Source organism: Rasiella rasia, from assembly GCF_011044175.1.
Taxonomy (GTDB): Bacteria; Bacteroidota; Bacteroidia; order Flavobacteriales; family Flavobacteriaceae; genus Marinirhabdus; species Marinirhabdus rasia.
In genome coordinates, this window is sequence record NZ_CP049057.1 from 204,742 (window position 1) to 225,419 (window position 20,678).

Annotated in this window: 24 protein-coding genes; 11 read left to right on the forward strand and 13 right to left on the reverse strand. The window is 38.1% G+C overall.

Going from position 1 to position 20,678, the window contains the following annotated elements; genetic code table 11:
- Positions 1-420, forward strand: coding sequence for a nucleoside-diphosphate kinase (locus tag G5B37_RS00970; RefSeq protein WP_164678182.1), 420 nt, complete (start codon positions 1-3; stop codon positions 418-420).
- Positions 421-509: 89 nt separating this feature from the next.
- Here G5B37_RS00970 and G5B37_RS00975 read toward each other — a convergent pair whose 3' ends face one another.
- The 3 genes from G5B37_RS00975 to recF are packed head-to-tail and all read right to left on the reverse strand — an operon-like array spanning position 510 to position 2,387.
- On the reverse strand, positions 510-806 hold the full coding sequence (locus tag G5B37_RS00975) for a DUF721 domain-containing protein (protein WP_164678183.1): 297 nt from the start codon (positions 804-806) through the stop codon (positions 510-512).
- A 21-nt stretch (positions 807-827) separates the two neighbouring features.
- The gene (locus G5B37_RS00980) at positions 828-1,247 is read right to left on the reverse strand and encodes a lipocalin family protein (protein ID WP_164678184.1); all 420 of its coding nucleotides are present in this window, start codon (positions 1,245-1,247) and stop codon (positions 828-830) included.
- A 51-nt stretch (positions 1,248-1,298) separates the two neighbouring features.
- Complete coding sequence (gene recF / locus G5B37_RS00985; protein WP_164678185.1) at positions 1,299-2,387, reverse strand: DNA replication/repair protein RecF; 1,089 nt, start codon at positions 2,385-2,387, stop codon at positions 1,299-1,301.
- Positions 2,388-2,527: 140 nt separating this feature from the next.
- On the opposite strand from recF, the gene G5B37_RS00990 reads away from it, so the two are divergent.
- From G5B37_RS00990 to G5B37_RS01020, 7 genes are all read left to right on the forward strand, one after another.
- The gene (locus tag G5B37_RS00990) at positions 2,528-3,298 is read left to right on the forward strand and encodes a tetratricopeptide repeat protein (protein WP_164678186.1); all 771 of its coding nucleotides are present in this window, start codon (positions 2,528-2,530) and stop codon (positions 3,296-3,298) included.
- A 28-nt stretch (positions 3,299-3,326) separates the two neighbouring features.
- Positions 3,327-3,830, forward strand: coding sequence for a 6,7-dimethyl-8-ribityllumazine synthase (gene ribH, locus G5B37_RS00995; RefSeq protein ID WP_164678187.1), 504 nt, complete (start codon positions 3,327-3,329; stop codon positions 3,828-3,830).
- Between the two features lie 151 nt (positions 3,831-3,981).
- Positions 3,982-4,269, forward strand: a complete 288-nt coding sequence (locus G5B37_RS01000) for a hypothetical protein (protein ID WP_164678188.1) — start codon at positions 3,982-3,984, stop codon at positions 4,267-4,269.
- Between the two features lie 8 nt (positions 4,270-4,277).
- Positions 4,278-6,155 (forward strand): DNA mismatch repair endonuclease MutL, encoded by a 1,878-nt coding sequence (gene mutL, locus G5B37_RS01005; protein ID WP_164678190.1) that lies wholly within the window; start codon positions 4,278-4,280, stop codon positions 6,153-6,155.
- Positions 6,156-6,935: a rhomboid family intramembrane serine protease gene (locus G5B37_RS01010; protein ID WP_164678192.1), complete on the forward strand. Its 780-nt coding sequence runs from the start codon at positions 6,156-6,158 to the stop codon at positions 6,933-6,935.
- Positions 6,936-7,051: 116 nt separating this feature from the next.
- Positions 7,052-7,816: a rhomboid family intramembrane serine protease gene (locus G5B37_RS01015; RefSeq protein ID WP_318527359.1), complete on the forward strand. Its 765-nt coding sequence runs from the start codon at positions 7,052-7,054 to the stop codon at positions 7,814-7,816.
- A 103-nt stretch (positions 7,817-7,919) separates the two neighbouring features.
- Positions 7,920-8,855 carry an endonuclease/exonuclease/phosphatase family protein gene (locus G5B37_RS01020; RefSeq protein WP_164678195.1) on the forward strand — a complete coding sequence of 312 codons (936 nt, stop codon included), beginning with the start codon at positions 7,920-7,922 and terminating at the stop codon, positions 8,853-8,855.
- A 15-nt stretch (positions 8,856-8,870) separates the two neighbouring features.
- On the opposite strand, the gene G5B37_RS01025 is transcribed toward G5B37_RS01020, so the two are convergent.
- The 10 genes from G5B37_RS01025 to panB all read right to left on the reverse strand — a co-directional run bounded on the left by G5B37_RS01025 (position 8,871) and on the right by panB (position 17,517).
- Positions 8,871-9,500: a WbqC family protein gene (locus tag G5B37_RS01025; RefSeq protein ID WP_164678196.1), complete on the reverse strand. Its 630-nt coding sequence runs from the start codon at positions 9,498-9,500 to the stop codon at positions 8,871-8,873.
- 33 nt (positions 9,501-9,533) lie between these two features.
- The gene (gene lepB, locus G5B37_RS01030; protein WP_164678197.1) at positions 9,534-11,108 is read right to left on the reverse strand and encodes a signal peptidase I; all 1,575 of its coding nucleotides are present in this window, start codon (positions 11,106-11,108) and stop codon (positions 9,534-9,536) included.
- A gap of 76 nt (positions 11,109-11,184) precedes the next feature.
- Complete coding sequence (gene dapB, locus G5B37_RS01035) at positions 11,185-11,886, reverse strand: 4-hydroxy-tetrahydrodipicolinate reductase (RefSeq protein ID WP_164678198.1); 702 nt, start codon at positions 11,884-11,886, stop codon at positions 11,185-11,187.
- The gene (locus tag G5B37_RS01040; RefSeq protein WP_164678199.1) at positions 11,883-12,479 is read right to left on the reverse strand and encodes a DUF5683 domain-containing protein; all 597 of its coding nucleotides are present in this window, start codon (positions 12,477-12,479) and stop codon (positions 11,883-11,885) included. The genes dapB and G5B37_RS01040 overlap by 4 nt, the downstream gene beginning before the upstream one ends.
- On the reverse strand, positions 12,469-13,368 hold the full coding sequence (locus tag G5B37_RS01045; RefSeq protein ID WP_164678200.1) for a ParB/RepB/Spo0J family partition protein: 900 nt from the start codon (positions 13,366-13,368) through the stop codon (positions 12,469-12,471). The genes G5B37_RS01040 and G5B37_RS01045 overlap by 11 nt, the downstream gene beginning before the upstream one ends.
- A 54-nt stretch (positions 13,369-13,422) precedes the next feature.
- A complete protein-coding gene (locus G5B37_RS01050; protein WP_164678201.1) occupies positions 13,423-14,193 on the reverse strand; it encodes a ParA family protein in 771 nt (256 codons plus the stop codon).
- A gap of 103 nt (positions 14,194-14,296) precedes the next feature.
- Positions 14,297-15,001 (reverse strand): hypothetical protein, encoded by a 705-nt coding sequence (locus tag G5B37_RS01055; RefSeq protein WP_164678203.1) that lies wholly within the window; start codon positions 14,999-15,001, stop codon positions 14,297-14,299.
- Between the two features lie 110 nt (positions 15,002-15,111).
- Positions 15,112-15,996, reverse strand: a complete 885-nt coding sequence (locus tag G5B37_RS01060) for an SDR family oxidoreductase (RefSeq protein WP_164678204.1) — start codon at positions 15,994-15,996, stop codon at positions 15,112-15,114.
- Between the two features lie 167 nt (positions 15,997-16,163).
- A complete protein-coding gene (locus G5B37_RS01065) occupies positions 16,164-16,676 on the reverse strand; it encodes a hypothetical protein (RefSeq protein ID WP_164678205.1) in 513 nt (170 codons plus the stop codon).
- Between the two features lie 22 nt (positions 16,677-16,698).
- Positions 16,699-17,517, reverse strand: a complete 819-nt coding sequence (gene panB, locus G5B37_RS01070; RefSeq protein ID WP_164678206.1) for a 3-methyl-2-oxobutanoate hydroxymethyltransferase — start codon at positions 17,515-17,517, stop codon at positions 16,699-16,701.
- 63 nt (positions 17,518-17,580) lie between these two features.
- On the opposite strand from panB, the gene G5B37_RS01075 reads away from it, so the two are divergent.
- From G5B37_RS01075 to G5B37_RS01085, 3 genes are all read left to right on the forward strand, one after another.
- A complete protein-coding gene (locus tag G5B37_RS01075) occupies positions 17,581-18,042 on the forward strand; it encodes a nuclear transport factor 2 family protein (RefSeq protein WP_164678208.1) in 462 nt (153 codons plus the stop codon).
- Between the two features lie 84 nt (positions 18,043-18,126).
- Entirely contained in the window at positions 18,127-19,668 is a 1,542-nt protein-coding gene (locus G5B37_RS01080) for a YifB family Mg chelatase-like AAA ATPase (protein ID WP_164678210.1), read from the forward strand.
- Positions 19,669-19,818: 150 nt separating this feature from the next.
- A complete protein-coding gene (locus G5B37_RS01085) occupies positions 19,819-20,670 on the forward strand; it encodes a hypothetical protein (protein WP_164678212.1) in 852 nt (283 codons plus the stop codon).
- The last annotated feature ends 8 nt before the right edge of the window (positions 20,671-20,678 follow it).

Consider the following 20,678-nt stretch of genomic DNA (forward strand, 5'->3'; position numbering starts at 1 on the left):
ATGAGAACAGATAGAACGTTTACAATGTTAAAGCCAGACAGTGTTGAAAAAGGACACGTTGGTGCTATTTTAGAGAAAATTACAGCGAGCGGTTTCCGAATCGTTGCAATGAAATTAACACAAATGACTTTGGCCGATGCCCAAGAGTTTTACGGTGTGCACAAAGAGCGTCCATTTTTTGGTGAGTTGGTAGAATATATGACAAGAGGACCAATTGTGGCTGCCATTTTAGAAAAAGCGAATGCGGTAGAAGATTTCCGTACACTTATTGGTGCTACTAACCCAGCAGATGCTGCAGAAGGTACCATTCGTAAAATGTTTGCAGATTCTATAAGCGAAAACGCTGTTCACGGAAGTGATAGTGACGAAAACGCTGCTATTGAAGGAGCATTTCATTTTTCAGGACGCGAGATGTTCTAAGATATATTCTGAAATTTTAGTACAAACCCTTCTGCATTATTGGTGGAAGGGTTTTTTTGTTGGTTGTGTAGAAAGGTGATTACTTCTAGTTAACGTAAAATCAATTTGGTTACTAACGTTTTGTTCACTTCTTCATTAAGAAGTTTTATGATTTTTTCTTTTCCATAACTTAGCTCCTCCCTAAGTACAGAAGAACTTAAACTCACATATAGCGTATCTCGGTCTAATGAAATAGCTGTTGTGTATTTTGAGATAGCTTCCCCCAGTACATTGTGCCAAGCATCCTGAATAGAAACCTTATCTAATCCTTTTTCCAACCGATTGGATGAAATAAATTGCTTTAAAACATCACCTATTGGAGTTTCTTCTGCGTTTCTCTTGGCCATATTCTTTAAATGTGTAGTAAATTAGTTGAAATCAAATTTTTCAAACTTCTTGTAAAAGTACGTTTTTCCATCACTATTTAAGACTACTAAACTACTATCCTTTGCTTTTAACACTGTTTCTTTCCACGAATCGTATGGGGTTTTATAATACATTCGTAAACTATCGTCTTCTACCTTTAGCTGAAATGTTTCTGCGTCATTATTCGTTATAAAAGTACCATCAAGTCTGGGTTGCATTTTTTTGCGAACACCAGCATTGCCATTTACCTCAATAAAATCTACTGTCGTACTCATCTGAAACTTCTTTTCATTGCCATCTGTTAAAACTACTTTTTCTATAGTCCAATAGCCATTAAGATTTTCTTTGTTTATCACTATATCTTGCTTTCCGCAGGAAGAAAATAGTACGATGCAACTTGTTATGAATAGAAATTTTTTCATGTGTTTTGGTTCTAGAGTTATCGCGGTTAATCTGTTATCGAAACGCCTTTATCATTCCCTAGCTAATAGAAACATTTTATAGGTCTGACTTACTTCCTTAACAATCGCTTCGGTGCGTTCTGGGTGGGTATCACTTATAAATAGTTGTCCGAAATGTGCATTGTCTACCAAAGAAATGAGCTGGGCCACGCGTTGCTCGTCTAGTTTGTCGAAAATATCGTCTAACAATAGAATAGGCGTCTCTTTACTTTGTGTTTTTATAAAATCGAATTGTGCCAATTTCAATGCAATTAAATACGATTTTTGTTGTCCTTGTGATCCAAATTTCTTCACAGGAAATTCATCTATCTTAAACTTTAGATCATCTTTATGAATCCCAAAATTACTGTACTGCGTTAGTTTGTCTTTCGATTGGTTTTCTTGTAACAGCTGTGATAACGGTTGTTCTGCTAGCTGACTCCTGTAGCTTAGACTCACTTTTTCAGAACCGTTGCTAATAGAGGTATAGCGTTCTAGAAAAATAGGGGTGAATTCTTTTACAAAAGCCGCTCGTTTTTCAAATATTGGGGTGCCCAACTCATGTAGTTGAGTGTCGTAAATACTTAGTTGGTCGCCATTAAATGTTCTATTTGCAGCAAAGTATTTGAGTAATGCGTTACGCTGCGCAAGTACTTTGTTATAATTAATAAGAGTATGGAGGTAGTGAGGATCTCCTTGTGAAATAACACCGTCCATAAATTTTCGCCTAGTATCGCTGCCTTCCGTTATGAGATCTCGATCTGCCGGAGAAATTATTACCAACGGAAGAAATCCTATATGCTCACTAAACTTTTCATACGCCTTGCCATTTCGCTTAATTAGTTTTTTTTGCCCACTTTTTGCGCTAACAATTACCTTTTCATCTCGGTCATTTTTCTGGTAGTTTCCTTCAATAACAAAGAAATCTTCACCGTGTTTTATGTTTTGTCCTGTAATTGGGTTGAAATAGCTTTTTCCGAAGGAAAGATGATAGATTGCGTCTAAAACATTGGTCTTTCCAACACCGTTTTTACCAACAAAACAGTTAATCTTAGGGTCGAACTGAAAACTTTCGGCTTCAAAATTCTTGTAGTTAATAAGTGAAACAGAAGTTAAGTGCATGCAAACAAAGGGATTGTAGTTTTTGTGAATGAATAAAATTTCCGCAGAAATCTAGCTGCAAATTATTGAAAAATAAGAACTTTTTTCCCTTTTAATTTCTAATAAAAATTTTATTTTTGCGCGTTAGTAAACCAAAAATAATGGCTACATATAAAAAGAGAGGCTATAAGCCTAAGACCAAAGCAGAGAAAGAAGAAGTTATCGAAGACGGTAGTGCAACGGCAGAGGTGTTTAACACCTTAGATGAAGGTGCATCCAAAACGGAGGCTTGGGTAGAAAAAAACCAGAAAGCCATCTTAACTGTGGTTGGAGTGATCGCAGTTGCGGTTTTAGGATATTTAGGCTATCAGCAATGGGTTCAGGAGCCAAAGGAGACTGAGGCCATGAACGAAATGTTTCAGGCACAGGAGTTTTTTGAGCAAGCGCTTAGTAATACTTCGGCAGTAAAAGATTCTTTATACGACCTTTCTTTAAATGGTGGTAGAGGAAAATATGGCTTTCTTGAAATTATAGACAACTATGGTGGTACCAAAGCAGGAAATCTTGCAGAGTACTACGCGGGGATGGCTTATTTAAGTACAAGCAAATACCAAGAAGCAATCAACCACTTAGATAATTTTAAAAGTGATGATGAAATGCTAGCCCCATTGGCAAAAGGTGCAATAGGTGATGCCTTTGCGCAATTAGACCAGAAGGAAGAAGCATTAAAATATTACGAAGAAGCCGCTTCAATGAGAACCAATGAAGTAACAACTCCAAGGTTCTTACTGAAAGCAGGTGTAATAGCTATGAATTTAGGAAAAGCAGATGTTGCCTTAAAACATTTTGCTGCGCTAGATGAAAACTATCCTACTTCTGCCGAAGCAACAAAGGCAAAAGGTTATAAAGGTGCTGTAGAAGCAATGCAGTAAAAATTTCCCGGCTTCTCGGGCAATAAATATGGCAACTACAAACAACAATTTATCGGTTTACGATAAGACTGCAATCCCAAACGCGAAAGATTTTCGGTTTGGGATTGTTGTTTCTGAATGGAATGAGAACATCACCCAAGGGATGTTTCAAGGAGCTTTTGATGCTATTTTAGATTGTGGCGGACAAAAAGAGAACATCGTACGATGGAATGTTCCTGGGAGCTACGAGCTAATTTATGGTTGTAAGAAAATGACCCAAAGCTTCGACATGCTAGATGCAGTGATTGCAATTGGTAGCGTTATTCAAGGTGAAACTAAACATTTTGACTATGTATGTGAGGCCGTGGCGCAGGGCATTAAAGATCTTAATGTACAAGGCGATATACCTGTAATATTCTGTGTGCTTACCGATAATACTATACAACAGTCTATAGACCGAAGTGGTGGTAAACACGGCAACAAAGGAACAGAAGCCGCTATTGCCGCTATTAAAATGGCACAGTTGCGAAAAGATGCAAAATTCTATAAATAGATAGAAAGCATCTTTAAATAAAATCTACCCCTTACCACTCACACTTACATATGTCTTACAAAACGTGGTACAAAAATTGTTAATACATTCCTCGTGAAACCGCTTCAAAAACTGCTACATTTTAAGTACATTTGAAGGTAATACGAGCAATATGAAAGTTAGCTTTTTAAAACGTACCAAACCCAACAATCGTTTCAACTATACTCCGCGTTACTACAAGGGGAAAGAAGATGCCAACGAGTACAACTTCGCCAATAAGTTTGAGAAGTACTACGAAACATACAATAAAAACGATTTTGGTTCTCATTGGCGCGATGCTCGATACGCAAGCCGTAATAGAGGTAATGCTGGATTTAACAGAACCATTCTTGTCATTGTGTTAATTCTTGTATTTGTTTGTTTATGGATTTTAGACTTTGACCTTACAATTTTTAGTTAGCACTCTGCATGGCAGATATCATAGCCTTATTGCCCGATCATGTTGCCAATCAAATTGCTGCTGGAGAAGTGGTGCAACGCCCAGCTTCTGTAGTAAAAGAATTGCTAGAAAATGCCATTGATGCGAAAGCAACAAGTATTACCCTTATTGTAAAAGACGCAGGAAAAACACTTGTGCAAGTTACAGACAACGGTATTGGTATGTCTACCACAGATGCCCGCCTTAGTTTTGAACGGCACGCTACCAGTAAGATAAAAATTGCAGACGATTTATTTAATCTCAGCACCAAAGGATTTCGTGGAGAAGCACTTGCCTCCATTGCAGCCATTGCGCATGTTACGTTAAAAACAAAGCGAGAAGAAGACGAAGTTGGTACCGAAATCGCTATAGAAGGAAGTCAGGTGACTTCTCAAGAACCTGCAGTAGCTCCAAATGGTACGACTATTTCAGTAAAAAACTTATTCTATAACATTCCTGCAAGGCGTAACTTTTTAAAAAGTAATGCCGTAGAAATGCGACATATCATCGATGAGTTTCACCGCGTTGCTCTCGCACACCCCTCAATAGCCTTAGTTCTAACGCATAACGACAATGCGCTATTTAACTTGCCTGTGAGTAATAGCAGACAGCGTATTGTGAATATCTTCGGAAATAAGACGAACGAGAAACTGGTTCCTGTTGCAGAGGATACCGAAATTGTAAAAGTTTCGGGCTTCGCACTAAAACCAGAATTTGGAAAAAAGAGTAGAGGAGAGCAGTTCTTTTTTGTAAACAATAGGTTTATAAAGAGTCCGTATTTACACCACGCTGTTTCAGCAGCATTTGAAGGACTTCTAAAGCAAGGAACGCATCCCGGGTATTTTTTATTTTTAGAAGTAGACCCAAAGTCTATCGATATAAACATTCATCCTACTAAAACTGAAATTAAATTTGACGATGAACATAGTATTTATGCTATGTTACGGGCTACCATAAAACATGCACTTGGGCAATTTAACGTGGCTCCCGTACTCGATTTTAATAAAGATACCGGGTTTGAAACACCATATTCGTACGCTAAAAAGCATCCTTCTGCCCCTAAAATTGAAGTAGATAGTAGTTTTAATCCGTTTGTAGAAGATACAACTCCTAAACAACGTAACATCAGCTTTCCTTTTAAGCGGGAGAAAAAACAACCACAATGGGAATCGTTGTATGTTGGACTGAAAGATGACGATGTGCTTTCAAAACCTTCAGATATAGATACGAGTAGTGCTTTTGATAATGTAGAGTACGAGAGTGACGAAATTACGGGTAGTCTTTTTACTACTTCCGAAGAACAAACAACACATACTACATTTCAACTTCAGAATAAATACATCATTAGCACCATAAAAAACGGGATGCTTGTAATTCATCAGCATTTGGCTCATTATAGAGTGTTGTACGAAGAATTACTAAAAAATATAACGGTAAACGAAGGAGTGAGCCAACAACTTTTATTTCCATTACAGTTACACTTTTCGAAACCAGATTTGGTGATACTTGAAAGTCTTAAGGAAGCACTAGAGCACACCGGGTTTGTATTTGGTGAAACAGAAGAAGACACTATACAGCTTACAGGCTTGCCTATATCACTTACAGAGAGTCTAGCTGGAAGTACATTAGAAAAGTTGGTTAGAGATATTAAAGAAGAAGTACCAGACGCCGGGTTTAGTCAGAACGATTTGCTTGCGAAGAGCATGGCGAAAAGCATGGCGATAAAATCTGGAACTACCTTAAGTAAAGAAGCACAAGAACATTTGGTACACCGCCTGTTTGCATGCAAAGAACCAAGTGTTTCACCAGATAATACGGCCGTACTTGTTACTATAGACGCAAACGACCTCGATAAAAAGTTTCAATAGATGAATAGAATAAGCGATACCGTTAAACATATCATTATCATAAACGTGATTTTCTGGGTAGCCACACTACTTATTGGAAAGAATGGTGATGTAATGACTAATTTATTTGCCATGCACTTTCCGTTAAGTGACGGATTTAAACCTTGGCAAATTATTACCCATATGTTTATGCATGCCAGCTATGAACAGGGGGGAGGCATTGCATTTTATCATATACTCTTCAACATGTTTGGAGTGTGGATGTTTGGTACACCCCTTGAACAAATGTGGGGTAAAAAGAAGTTTATTTTCTTTTACATCTCAGCAGGATTAGGGTCGCTACTGCTATATACGGGAATCTTATATTTTCAATTTAATAGCGCCTTAGATACTTTAATAGCCGCTGGCTTTGACCGTGCCGAAATATTTGAAACATTAAATTCTGGAGCCTATATGTACGATACGCGCTGGGAAACTGTTCTTGGTGGGCAAGAAGGAACTATGGATATTTTACAGCCGTTCAACTCGGTAATGCTTGGAGCTTCGGGTGCCCTCTACGGAATATTGGTAGCTTTTGCTATGACGTTTCCAAACACACCGCTTATGCTCATCTTTTTACCCATACCTATTAAAGCGAAATATTTTGTACCTGGTGTTATAGCCATGGACCTGTTTTTTGGACTTACATCATACTCTATCGGGCCTATAGCGCACTTTGCGCATGTTGGAGGAGCTATTGCAGGTTTTATTATGGCGTATTATTGGAAAAAGAATAGCTTTAATAGTACCCGCTGGAATTAAATGCAACCATGAACACGAACAATCTGTCATATCAATTCAAAACCGCGAACGTAGTCATTAAGTTGATTGTGGTGAATCTTCTTATTTTTTTAGTAGTACGATTGACAGCTTTTTTTATGCAAATAGCCCCAAAGAGCCTAGTAGCATGGTTTATGCTGCCAGATGCCATCTCAGAGGTTATAGTACAGCCTTGGGCATTTCTCACCTACAGCTTCTTGCATTTTGGTTTTTGGCATTTACTATTTAATATGCTGTGGTTGTATTACTTCGGAAATTATGTGCTTAATCTATTTACGGGTAAACGTTTGTTAACCATATATCTGCTAGGAGCAATTTTTGGCGGATTACTATACGTAGTAAGCTATAACCTATTTCCAGTGTTTGAAAACTCACGTAGTGACTTAATTGGAGCATCTGGTTCTGTAACTGCTATCATTGTCTTTATTGCTACGTATACACCCAATGCAGAAATGCGTTTGTTTAAATGGAATATTAAACTTTGGCACATTGCAGTTTTTCTAGTGCTAATGGATTTAATTAGGTTGCCTGTGGCTGGCAATGAAGGAGGTATGCTAGCACACTTAGGCGGCGCTCTCTTCGGATATGTTTATGCAAAACAGCTGGCAAAAGGTAACGATATTGGTAAATGGTTTGAAGCCACGATAGACTGGTTCACAAATCTTTTTAAAACCCGAAAACAAAAACCATTTAAAAAGGTACATCGCACAACAACTACCGCTTCAAGTCGTTCTAGTAGCAAGTCTCCTGTTACTGCCAACCAAAAAAAAATTGACGCTATTCTAGATAAAATTGGCAAGAGTGGGTACGATAGTTTGACCAAAGCGGAAAAAGATTTTTTGTTTAAGGCAGGAAAAGAGTAGCGATATTTAGTACATGAAAAAATTGGGGTTTTTCGGAAAGCTTTTATTTTGGGTTAACTCCCTGACAGTATTTTTATTAATACTAAGTTTTTTTTTACCCTTTGTGCCACCCAGCCAATCGCCTACACTCTCTATACTTAGCCTTGCAGTTTCACCCTTATTAGGTCTTAATTTTTTCTTTTTACTCTATTGGTTATTAAGAAGGAAACGAGCATTTTTATTATCGGCTATAGCCTTATTAATTGCATATTTTGTCTTTAACCCGTTTTATAAATTCTCGTCAGAAGGGATCGTTGCTGAAACAGACACATCTCTGAGTATTCTTTCATACAACGTTCACTTGTTTAATCTTTATGAAGAAGGAAACACCCTAAAGGAAGCTTCAACAACCTTGTCTAATATTCTTGCGAGCGAAATGCCCGATATTATTTGCCTTCAAGAATTTTATGGTAAAAATGACACAGATTTTTCAGAATACCCTTATAAATACATTCACGCCAGAAGCACCAATAACTTTGGGCATGCTATTTATTCTAAATATCCTATCGTAAACCAAGGGGCATTCGATTTTAAAAAGACACATAACAATGCATTATTTGCAGATGTTCTCGTAGGCACAGACACCGTTAGAGTTTATAATTTGCACCTACAGTCTATTGGCATTGCTCCATCGGTTGGAGAGCTGCAAGACGAAGATAAGGAGCGGGTACGGCAGCGACTTTCTTCTGCATTTGTACGTCAAGAGGCACAAGCCAAAGAAATTTTAGCTCATAAAGAACAATCGCCCTACCCGGTTCTGTTGGCGGGCGATTTCAACAATACGCCTTTTTCATATGTACATAGATTGTTTAGTGCTACTATGCAAGACACTTTTTTAGAAAAAGGGAATGGAATTGGTACTACCTTTATGTTTGACTTCTACCCAATGCGCATTGATTTTATATTTGCTTCGGAAAATTTAGAGGTTGTAAGCTTTAATAGGTTTAAGACCACCTTTTCTGATCATTACCCTATATTTTCAAAGGTGATACTGAAATAGTACAAAACCAATGGTTTATGCTAACAAGCTCAAATCCTGGCTTTCAAGATAGAGTAGGGCATTTGGCCCTTCATTAAAGAGTAGGTCTAAAATGGAAAGATTAGGCAACCACTCGTGGTGTGCTCCTAAAACTTGAGTATAGGTGTCTAAAGGATAAACTATTTTACTTTTGGCAATCGCCAAATTTCTTAAATCGGTTACGTTTGGAGAGACCTCATAAGTAGTTGTTTTTGAAGCAGGGACTTGCAAACCGACCATTTCAGCAAGCACATCATAAATGGCTAAATTGAAATTTAGAATAGTGGTTACAGGCGTCTGAAACAAAGGCGCTAAATCATCTTCGTAAAATTCAAAAAAAGGAGATGTTCTGTATGCATTCTGAATACTTCTCCAATGCTCTTTTTGCCAAGGAAAAGCGTTTTCAGCAACCACTTCGCTCATTTTCTGTCGGGTTTTATCTTTGCTGTGCTTTACCGGAACATTAAGTAGTAATTTTCCATTGGTATGTGCAATATAGCAGCGATTACGGTAGGTTTGTTTCTGGTAATTACCACAAACTTCAAACACAACGGCTTCTGCCTGTGCAAGTGCCGCCATTTGCACAATACTAGGGAAATACGTAGGATGTACTAAAACAGTTTTCATACAGTATCTTAACCTTGTAATGGCTTACATTGCTTATTTAGCAGCCGATTTACGCTTCTTTCTGAAATAGTTAAAACCAAAGAGTCCTACCAAAGCAATTAAGAAAAATTTGAAATAAGAGACTGTCTCTCCATTTCCTCCAACCGTTGTAAAGAACCGGTCCCAACGAGGTTTCCAGTTAAAAACACCTCTGTTTGTATTGTCGAAACTTGCCCAAACAAATACTGGTTTTCCTACTACGTGATTAAAAGGCACATATCCCCAGGTACGCGCGTCTTGAGAGTTGTTTCTGTTATCACCCATCATCCAGTAGTAATCCATTTTAAAGGTATACTCGGTAATGGGTTGCCCGTTTAATAGTACTTGAGTTCCGTTTTGGGTAATCTTGTTGTCTAATCCCATTTCGCTCCCTTCATATACTTCTAGGATACGTTTGTAAAAAGGGATGCTTTCCGCAGTAATAGCTACTGTCTTGCCTGCTTCTGGAATATAAATAGGGCCAAAGAAATTATTATTAAAGGCGTATTGAGCATCATGCGGAAATACATTTTGGTCGTAGCCACTATCTATTTCACTCATAGCTACAACTTTTACAACGTCTGGATAATTTCTAAATTTCTCTAAGGCAGCATCTGTTGCGTGAAATAAGTAGGCCGTGCGTTCTTGGTTTAAAGGATAAATATCTGAAATATCATAGCGGTCTTTTACAAACTCTAAGTTTAAAGGCTTGTTGGTTAACACCTGATAACCAAACTGTAACCGCGCGCGATCATTCAACTCTAAAGGTTCTCCATTAATATAAACACTTCCGTTTTTTATAGAAAGCGAATCGCCCGGAATACCAACACAACGTTTTACATAATTCGATTTTTTATCGATAGGTTTATAGGCATAACCAGAAGGTGGTGGACCAATATTTTCGAACTCATCTATTGGCCAACTAAACACCACAATATCATTTCTCTTTATCTTCTGAAAGCCAGGAAGCCTAAAGTAAGGTACTTCGGGGCTCGAAATATAAGATTTGGTTCGTACTACCGGGATGGTATCATGAACCATAGGGAAGGCAAGCGGCGTAATAGGAACACGCGCACCGTAATGAAATTTACTTACAAATAAGAAATCACCTACCAATAACGTTTTTTCAAGCGATGAGGTTGGGATAGTAAATGGTTGCATTACATAGGTATGTACAATGGTAGCCGCCACCACAGCAAACAGAATAGAACTTACCCATTCTCCTGCAGATGTTCTAGGCTTTAAGCTTCTATCGGCAATATGCGTAACGTCTTGAGTATAATTAATATAATAGATGTAGAGACCAAAGGTTAAGATGCCTAATGCCGTGTCTAGTGCGCTATTTCGACCAAAACTTCGAAGGGTTTCGACCCAAACAACTGGAAACATAATAAGGTTAACAATTGGAATAAAAAGAAGAATTGTCCACCACCATGGTCTATTAATAATCTTCATGAGAACAACGGCGTTGTAAACTGGCACTCCAGCCTCCCATGCTTTTCTTCCTGCTTTAACGTACAATTTCCAAGTTCCTAAGAAATGAATTACTTGTACAATCAATATAAATAGTAACCAACTCGTCCAACTCATGTTTTTTCTGTAAAAATGTTATTTTATGCTTAAGTAACTCGGTACTTGCGTATTTTAATTTTGCTAGTCGTTAATTCTATTTTATGCCAAGTACGTCTTTCATTGTATACACACCTTGTTTTCCTACCAACCACTCGGCAGCTAAAATAGCACCTTTTGCAAAACCTTCACGGGTATGTGCCTCATGTTTTATAGAAATAGTGTCTATATCTGATGTATAATAAACACTATGTGTTCCTTTTACATCCCCTTCTCGTTTGGCAATAATGGAAATTTCATCGTTAGCGCCTCCGTCGAGTTTCCATTCTTTTTTATGGGTGTTTTCAATAATTTCTTCGGCTATGGTAATTGCTGTACCACTAGGCGCGTCTTTTTTTTGTGTATGATGAATTTCTTCTACGGAAATATCATATTCTTTCCAAGGTGCCATTAATTTGGCAGCATAGGCATTTATGTTAAAAAATAGATTTACGCCAATACTGAAATTGGACGCATAGATGAAACTTCCGTTACAGTCTTCACATTTTTTTATCATTTCTTCATAGCTCGAAAGCCATCCAGTGGTTCCTGAAACTACCGGAATGCCAGCTTCTAAGCACTTAGAAATATTAGTAACTGCTGCTTCGGGAATTGAAAACTCTATAGCCACATCTGCCTCACTAAATACGCCATCTTCGAAGCTACTCCCTTTCTTATAGACTATTTCATGCCCCTTAGCTTCAGCCAATGTGCCAATGATAGCACCCATTTTACCATATCCAAGTAATGCTAACTTCATTGTAGCTTTAATTTTAGTGCAAGTCCGTAATTTGGTTGTGTATCTATAGGGTTGACCTCAAAATTGGGAGTAAGAGATAAATCATCACTCACGTTAAACTGCCTAAGGTGTGCATCTACATTTGCATCAATCACATTTACCAAATAGAAGGCAATAGCAACAATTAAGCTTACATCTTTATTTCGTTGTGCAGAGCGTTGGGCGTCTATAAGTCTATCGTCACTTATTGCCGCCGTTGCGCCATCTCCAAAAAACTCGTCGTCTGTAAATCCTGCTAACCTTCTTTTATAGGCATTTCTAAACCTATCGTAGTCTTGATCATTTTTTATGTGAAAGTAAATCCCTGTGCCAATTCCCGCATAAATAATGGGGATTTTCCAATATTTTTTATTGTACGCTTGTCCCAACCCCGGTAATACGGCAGAGTAGAAAGCCGCCTTGCTTGGAGCTAAAGGATTGTACAGTTCTTTTTGTATTAGGGTATCTTTTACAACCAATTGCGTGTCTTCTTTAACTTGTAAAGAATCACTAGTTTGTGCCAATAACGGAAGCGCAAAAAGAACAAAGAGAATATGTAGAAGTTTATTTCTCACTTTTTAAAATACCGAGGATTCGATTAAAATCTTCCTTATTTTTAAATGGCACTACAAATTGTCCTTTTCCTGACTTAGAAACTTTAACGGCAACATTGCTATCTAAAATATCTGTTAGTTCTCTCCTGGCTTTGTTGGCGTAGGTTGGTAGTGCTTTTTTTACAGGAGCATCACTATCGGTAGGCGATTTATATGAACGTACTAAGGCTTCGGTAGCCCGTACCGAAAGCTTGTTGCCTAAAATCTTCTCATAAATATCTAGTTGATCATTTAGGTCTTCTACGTTAATTAAAGCTCGCCCGTGGCCCATGGAGATAAAGCCATCTCGCATTCCTGTTTGAATGATTGGGTCTAGTTTTAAAAGACGTAAGTAATTTGCTATAGTCGATCTATTTTTACCTACACGGTCACTCAGCTCTTCTTGAGTAACTTGAACTTCTTCAATAAGTCGTTGGTAGGAAAGCGCAATCTCAATGGGGTCTAAATCTTGTCGTTGAATATTTTCAACCAAAGCCATTTCTAACGACTCTTGATCGTTGGCAATCCTGATGTACGCAGGAATGCTATCAAGGCCAATAAGTTTAGAAGCGCGGAAGCGTCGTTCCCCACTTACTAATTGATAGTTGTTAAATCCTAATTTACGAACTGTGATGGGCTGAATAACACCTAATTCTTTAATAGATGAAGCTAACTCTCGTAATGACTCTTCATTAAAGCTAGTTCGGGGTTGAAACGGATTTACTTCTATAGCGGCAAGCTCAAGTTCAACAATATTACCCACCACCTTATCGGCGTTTTTGTCTTTAGCAGATTGTATATCGTTGGCAGGATCTTTCAGCAGTGCAGAGAGCCCACGTCCAAGCGCTTGTTTTTTTGTTGCTTTTGCCATAATTATTGCCCGTAAAGGCGGATGTTTTTTTAAGTAACCTGCTACGATGGCACGTTACTTTTCAGCATTTTTTTCAATTAATTCTTGTGCCAAACTTAAGTAATTATTAGCACCTTTACTACCAGCGTCATAACTAATAATGCTCTCACCATAGCTAGGTGCTTCACTTAAACGCACATTACGCTGAATGATTGTTTTAAACACCATTTGGTCAAAATGTTTTTTCACTTCGTCTACAACTTGGTTGGAGAGACGCAGGCGTGAGTCGTACATCGTTAAAAGTAAACCTTCAATGTCTAGATGCTCATTGTGTATTTTTTGTACGCTTTTAACAGTGTTTAGTAGTTTGCCTAGCCCCTCTAATGCAAAATATTCACATTGAATTGGTATAATAACTGCATCTGCCGCTGTGAGGGCATTTAAGGTAAGCAAACCCAAAGAGGGTGCACAATCTATGAGAATAAAATCGTAGTCATCTTTTAGGCTAGTAATAGCCTGCTTCATCATGTATTCTCTTTGCTCTTTGTCTACCAGTTCTATTTCAATAGCAACAAGGTCTATGTGCGAAGGGATAATATCTAGATTAGGCGATGCCGTTTTTACAATGGCATCTTTGGTCGCTACGCTATGTTCTAGCAGTTGGTAGGTTCCAATTTCTACACTTTCTACATCAATTCCCAATCCTGAAGTTGCATTGGCTTGAGGATCTGCATCAATAAGCAATACCTTTTTCTCTAGTACCCCTAGCGAAGCAGCTAAATTTACACTTGTGGTAGTTTTACCTACCCCACCTTTCTGGTTAGCAATAGCAATTATTTTACCCATTAAGTTTGTTTCCGTTTGAAGGATAAAAATACGATTAATTATGCGGGGAGAAAACGAATTTTGTTAACAGGAAGTGAACAAATTAAATGAACCTATAGCCTTATTAAAACAGTTCGTAACTTGCTCTAAGGTAGAGGTTTGTTTTTTCTAATTTCAGTTGTCCAGAACTGTTTGTGAAGAAATATGAATACTGAACGCCGCCAGAAACACCTAACAACTTGTTTCCTGCAGGTACAAATGCACCAATTTCAACAAATGGCCCTAGAGCCGCTTTTGGCCCTTTCGTTTGATAGGCAAGAGGTGCGTTAAAATTTTCAACATCAAATATGGGGAATTCTAATCCGTTTTCATCAATAAAGGTATAGGCATCATCATCTTTTGAAATTTTCTGCTGAAATAAAAACCCAGCACCTATGTAGCCATCTACTTTGGTTTGTGTAGCAAAACGATAGGCAAAGAAGAGTTCAGCATTGGCAAAACTAATTGCCGCTTTGGTAGCAACTGACTGATTTTGAAAAAGAAAAGTGCTGTTGTTTTCTGAAGTTTCTTTAGAATAATATCCCGCTAATCGCAAGTAAAAATTGCTGAATTCATAGTCAGGAAAAACATTAAACTGAAGCCCTAGACTATACCCTGTTCCAAAATTGGTATCTTCATAAATGACACCACTAGAATGCATCTGACTAAAATTAAGTCCACCAAAGGCACTTACAAAATATTTGGCATCGGTATCTGCATCATCAGATTGTGCGACAGAAATGGTTGTAGTAAGTAGTAGCAGGATACTTAAAAGTCTTGCGATTTTCATAAATTTTCAGAAGTTATTAACCAATTAAAATATCACCAGCCAAATCGGCAAACACAATCAAAAATTAATTGTTTTTCACCTTTCGCCACCTTGGAAGATGAGGAATTTGTTTACGACTTATTTTTTTTCGACCGTATCATCATCTCCAGCATATCCCACATTTCTTCGGGCACTTCTTCTAATAAATTCATTTGCCCAGCGCCTTTAAGCCATTCACCACCATCTATGGTAATAACTTCACCATTGAGGTATTGCGCAAAATCTGACACTAAATAGGCTGCGAGATTGGCGAGCTCTTGATGGTCGCCCACTCGTTTTAATGGGACTTTTTTGGCCAAATTGAATTTCTCTTTTAATTCGCCTGGTAGTAACCTGTCCCAAGCGCCTTTGGTCGGGAAGGGGCCTGGAGCTATTGCATTAAATCGTATGCCATATTTTGCCCATTCTACTGCGAGCGATCTTGTCATCGCTAGTACACCAGCTTTGGCTGTAGCACTAGGCACTACATAAGCAGATCCTGTATAGGCGTATGTGGTGACGATATTAAGTACTGTTTTATTCGTTTCTTTTTTGGCAATCCAATGTTTTCCTAAAGCTAAGGTGCAATTTTTTGTTCCTTTTAAAACAATATCAATAATCGTATCAAAGGCATTTGCCGAAAGACGCTCTGTAGGAGAAATAAAATTTCCTGCGGCATTGTTAAGTAGCACATCTACACTACCAAACGCGTCGTGTGCAGCTTTTATCATGGCCTCAACCTCTTCGTAATGCCTTACATCGCACTGTACTGGTAGCACTGTTCCTCCTGTTTGTTCTTCCAGTTCTTTTTTTACCGTCTGTAATTTATCAATGTTTCTAGAAGTGATGACCACATTAGCACCTAATTCTAAAAAGTAGGTCGTCATAGACTTTCCTAAGCCACTTCCGCCCCCTGTAACAATAATTGTCTTTCCTTTTAACGCGTCGTCACGCAACATTTTTGCTTTTAAGTCCATGGTTTGAAATTTTATTGAATGTAAAAATACGGCTATTCTAGAAAGTAGTATGCATGCATAGCAATCTATTTCTTCGGAAATTTTAAAGAATTAAATCGATTTAGTAGTTAGGTGCTTTCAGTAAAAGTACTTAAAAGGTTTTTGTTTAAATAGTATTGATAAAGAAGTTAGTTTGAAATAAATTCTGGAGGCGTTTGCGCAGGAATTTTCAAATTGGAATTAAAATTTGGGAAGATATCAAGTACATTTTCGTCTGTTAATTGTGTTGCATCAATAAAATACCATCGCTTTCCGTTATTTGATGATACGGCAAGCAAATACGATTTATTTACGATAATACCTTGTGGAGTCGTTAATTCTATAGTTTGCGGTACTAAGCAGTGTAGCTCTTCTCCGGCTTTGTATATTTCAGCAGGTTTTCCTAACACAACTGTCTTAAAATCAATTCCCTGTTGCTTCATTTGAGTTGTCGCATTTTCTGTAAGTGATATCATAGTATCTCTTCCTCCCATCAACTCAATAATATATGGATATGTGTAATCGGCTAACGTTTCAAAATCTCCACGCTTAATAGCATCTGCCATAATGGTACTGTCTTCAATAATTTTATCTTCAAATTGATTTTGCGACAGTAGGAGGTTCGATGAGCATAAAAGAAATACAAACAGTACTCTTGTCAATGTTTTTTTAATCATAGCTATTTTAGTATTGTTCGCTGTCATTCGGAAAGCTTCCTGTCTTTACGTCGTCGATATATTGCTCAAAAGCACCGGTCATTTCAGCATACAGATCTAAATAACGGCGCAAAAACCTAGGATTAAATTCGTATGTCATACCTATCATATCATGTGTAACAAGAACTTGTCCATCTACACCATTTCCAGCACCAATACCAATAATTGGGATGGTGAGGCTTTTAGCGACTTCTTCGGCCAATTTAGCGGGTACTTTTTCAAGAACAATGGCAAAACACCCTGCTTTTTCAAGTAAAAGTGCGTCTTGCTTTAGTTTTTCTGCTTCTTCTTCCTCTTTTGCACGAACGGTATAGGTTCCAAATTTGTAGATAGATTGAGGCGTAAGCCCTAAATGCCCCATCACTGGAATACCTGCGTTAAGAATACGCTTTACAGACTCTTTAATTTCTTTACCACCTTCAACTTTAACAGCATGTGCCCCGCTTTCTTTCATAATTCTAATGGCAGAACGCAATGCTTCTTTTGGGTCACTTTGGTAGCTTCCAAAAGGGATGTCTACTACGACCAAGCTACGTGTTATTCCGCGTACCACAGAAGACGCATGATAAATCATTTGATCTAATGTAATGGGTAGTGTGGTTTCATGACCCGCCATAACATTAGAGGCAGAATCGCCAACTAAAATGACCTCAATTCCGGCGCCATCTACAATTTTGGCCATGGTAAAATCGTATGCGGTTAGCATCGAAATTTTATCGCCTTTCTTTTTCATGTCTACCAGAGTTTTGGTAGTAATACGCTTATATTCTTTTTTAGCAACGCTCATATTTGTAACATTTTGAACTGTAAAAGTACTACTTTTGATATTGAACCTTTTTATAATTACGCTATGAAAACTATTCTTTTCTGTTTTACACTTTTCATTTCAGTATCTATTTCAGCACAATCATCTTTTACGCCGCAAGATGCAAAACACCTTGTAGATACCTTTTTTGAAGGGTTTCACAAAGGCGACACGCTAATTATGCGAAGTACATTAGCCAACAAGGTACAGCTGCAAACGGCTTTTTCTACAAAAGATGGAGTAGCCAAGATAACGGAAGGAAGTGTAACCGATTTATTACTTGCCATAGCAAAAAGGCCTGCAGATCAAAAATGGGACGAACGTTTGTTAGACTATAAAGTTAGTATAGATGGCAACTTAGCTCATGTTTGGACACCTTACGAATTTTGGGTGAACGGAAATTTTAGCCATTGTGGGGCAAATGCCTTTACCATTGCCAAGAGCGATACAGGTTGGAAGATTGTTCACCTGATTGACTCTAGAAGGCGGGAAGGATGTACCGAGTAATTTTTACTTCAGGACAATAAGTGCCAAATAATTTGCCTATCTTCACAGTTAGTTAACTCCCACTAACTTTATTAGAATTTTGATATGCTTACAAAAGTATACGGGAGTGCTGTGTTTGGTGTTGAAGCAACCACCATCACGGTAGAAGTAAATACAGATATTGGTATAGGCTACCATTTGGTAGGTTTGCCAGATAATGCCATTAAAGAAAGCAATTATAGAATTGCCGCCGCACTTCAGAATAATGGATATAAAATTCCAGGAAAGAAAATTACGTTAAACATGGCGCCCGCCGACATGCGTAAAGAGGGCTCGGCATACGATCTTACACTGGCCATGGGTATTTTAATTTCTACAGCCCAAATTGAAGAGAAGAATGTCCTCGAAGAGTATATTATTATGGGCGAACTTTCTTTAGATGGTTCGTTGCAGCCTATACGTGGAGCGTTACCTATTGCAGTTAATGCAAAAGCCGAAGGGTTTAAAGGGTTTATTCTTCCCATCCAGAATGCTAAAGAAGCTGCTATTGTAGAAGGTTTAGAGGTGCTTGGCGTAAGCACGATTAAAGAAGTAATCGATTTTTTTCATGCTGAAATTCCCTTACAACCCACTATTGTAGACATGAAAGCAGAATTTTATGAACACCTCCAAAATCCAGAATACGATTTTAGTGATGTAAAAGGACAAGAAAGTATAAAGCGCTGCATGGAAATTGCCGCGGCCGGCGGTCATAATATCATACTCATCGGTCCACCAGGTAGTGGTAAGACCATGCTTGCAAAAAGACTCCCAAGCATTTTACCTCCGTTAAGTCTCTCTGAAGCCTTAGAAACTACAAAAATTCATAGCGTCGCAGGGCGTACCAAACAGAAAGGGGGCATTATGACCTCAAGGCCATTTCGGAGCCCACATCACACCATCTCAGATGTAGCGCTTGTAGGTGGTGGCCAATACCCACAACCTGGAGAAATATCTTTGGCGCACAATGGCGTGTTGTTTTTAGACGAATTACCTGAATTTAAACGAAGTGTTTTGGAGGTTATGCGGCAACCGCTAGAAGACCGCGATGTAACAATTTCTAGGGCGCGATTTACGGTAACCTATCCTTCAAGTTTTATGTTGGTAGCAAGTATGAACCCGAGTCCGGGTGGCTATTTTAATGATCCGGAGGCTCCGGTAGTCTCTTCCCCCGCTGAGATGCAGCGATATCTCAGTAAGATTTCGGGGCCTCTTTTGGATCGAATTGATATTCATATAGAAGTAACGCCAGTTCCTTTTGAAAAGCTTAGCGAAGAGCGAAAAGGGGAGTCTAGTGTTTTTATCAGAAAGCGAGTAACTCAAGCTAGAGATGTACAAACGAAGCGATTTGAAGCGCTCGAAAATATTCATTACAATGCGCAAATGGGTGTAAAGGAGATTCGTAACTTTTGCAAAATAGACGCAGTATCGTTAGAGCTACTTAAAACAGCAATGGAGCAATTAAACCTCTCTGCACGAGCCTACGACCGTATTCTGAAAGTTTCTCGCACCATAGCCGATTTAGATGGATCAGAACATATTTCAGGCGTTCATATTTCCGAAGCCATTCAATATAGGAGTTTAGATAGAGAAGGGTGGTTAGGGTAAATATTGGTGTTTAGTGCTTAAAATGATATGTCACCTCATATTTCCATAGAAAATTGACTTGGTAAGACTTTTGAAAAAAATACGCCATTTGCCTTATGGTTTTGATAATCAAAGTGAAATACATTTGAAAATCACTTAAAAACAAACACCATGAGACCGTTATTTATAGTAATTGTATGTTTTCTTACAACACATGTTGCTACAGCTCAACTTGAGCCAAGTTATTTTGAGAATGTAAGAAACAGTCCAAAAGCAATGACCCTCGACATTTTAAAGCAAAAAAAGACAGGAGACAAATTTGAAACTACCAAACATACACGTTACGAGCTAACGTTAAAAGGGCCTGCAATACAGTCGCAAAAAGTGTATGATACCATGAGTAATATAGCCTATAATAAGTCACTTAGCTATAAATACGATTCAACTATAGATGAAAATTTAATTGAAATCGTTCAAAATGATTTTGAAGAAAACATCATGAAGCAAACTAAATATACCTATGACGAGCGTGGACTTTTATTATTAAAAGACGAACAGTTTGATGGTAGTGGAGCAATTTTACAAACTATTACGCAAGATTTTGGAGGCTGTACCGATGCCGCACTCATTGAAGGTCTTCCAAGTGATGTAAAGTATACATGTGTAACTAAAGATTTTACCAATAGAGTAAGTAGTAGAAAGTCTGTAGAGGTATTTGGAAGTATGGGGATGCTCGTTAAAAAAATAAATTATCAAGACGACGGGAGTATAAGCAACACCGAAACTTCACAATATGACGAAGACGGAAAACTTGTATTGCAAGAAAAAACAACATCTTCGGGTCGTAGTTATAAAACAAACTATACGTACAACGAAAAGGGTGAAATTGCAACTAAAAAGGCCAGCTTTGTAGAATTTCACTATGCGTACGAGTACGATAAAAATGGAAATTGGACTCAAATGATAGAAACCACAAAAGTACCTACGAAGCGCGTTGTATATAAAAGGACGTTTGTGTATTAAAATCAAAG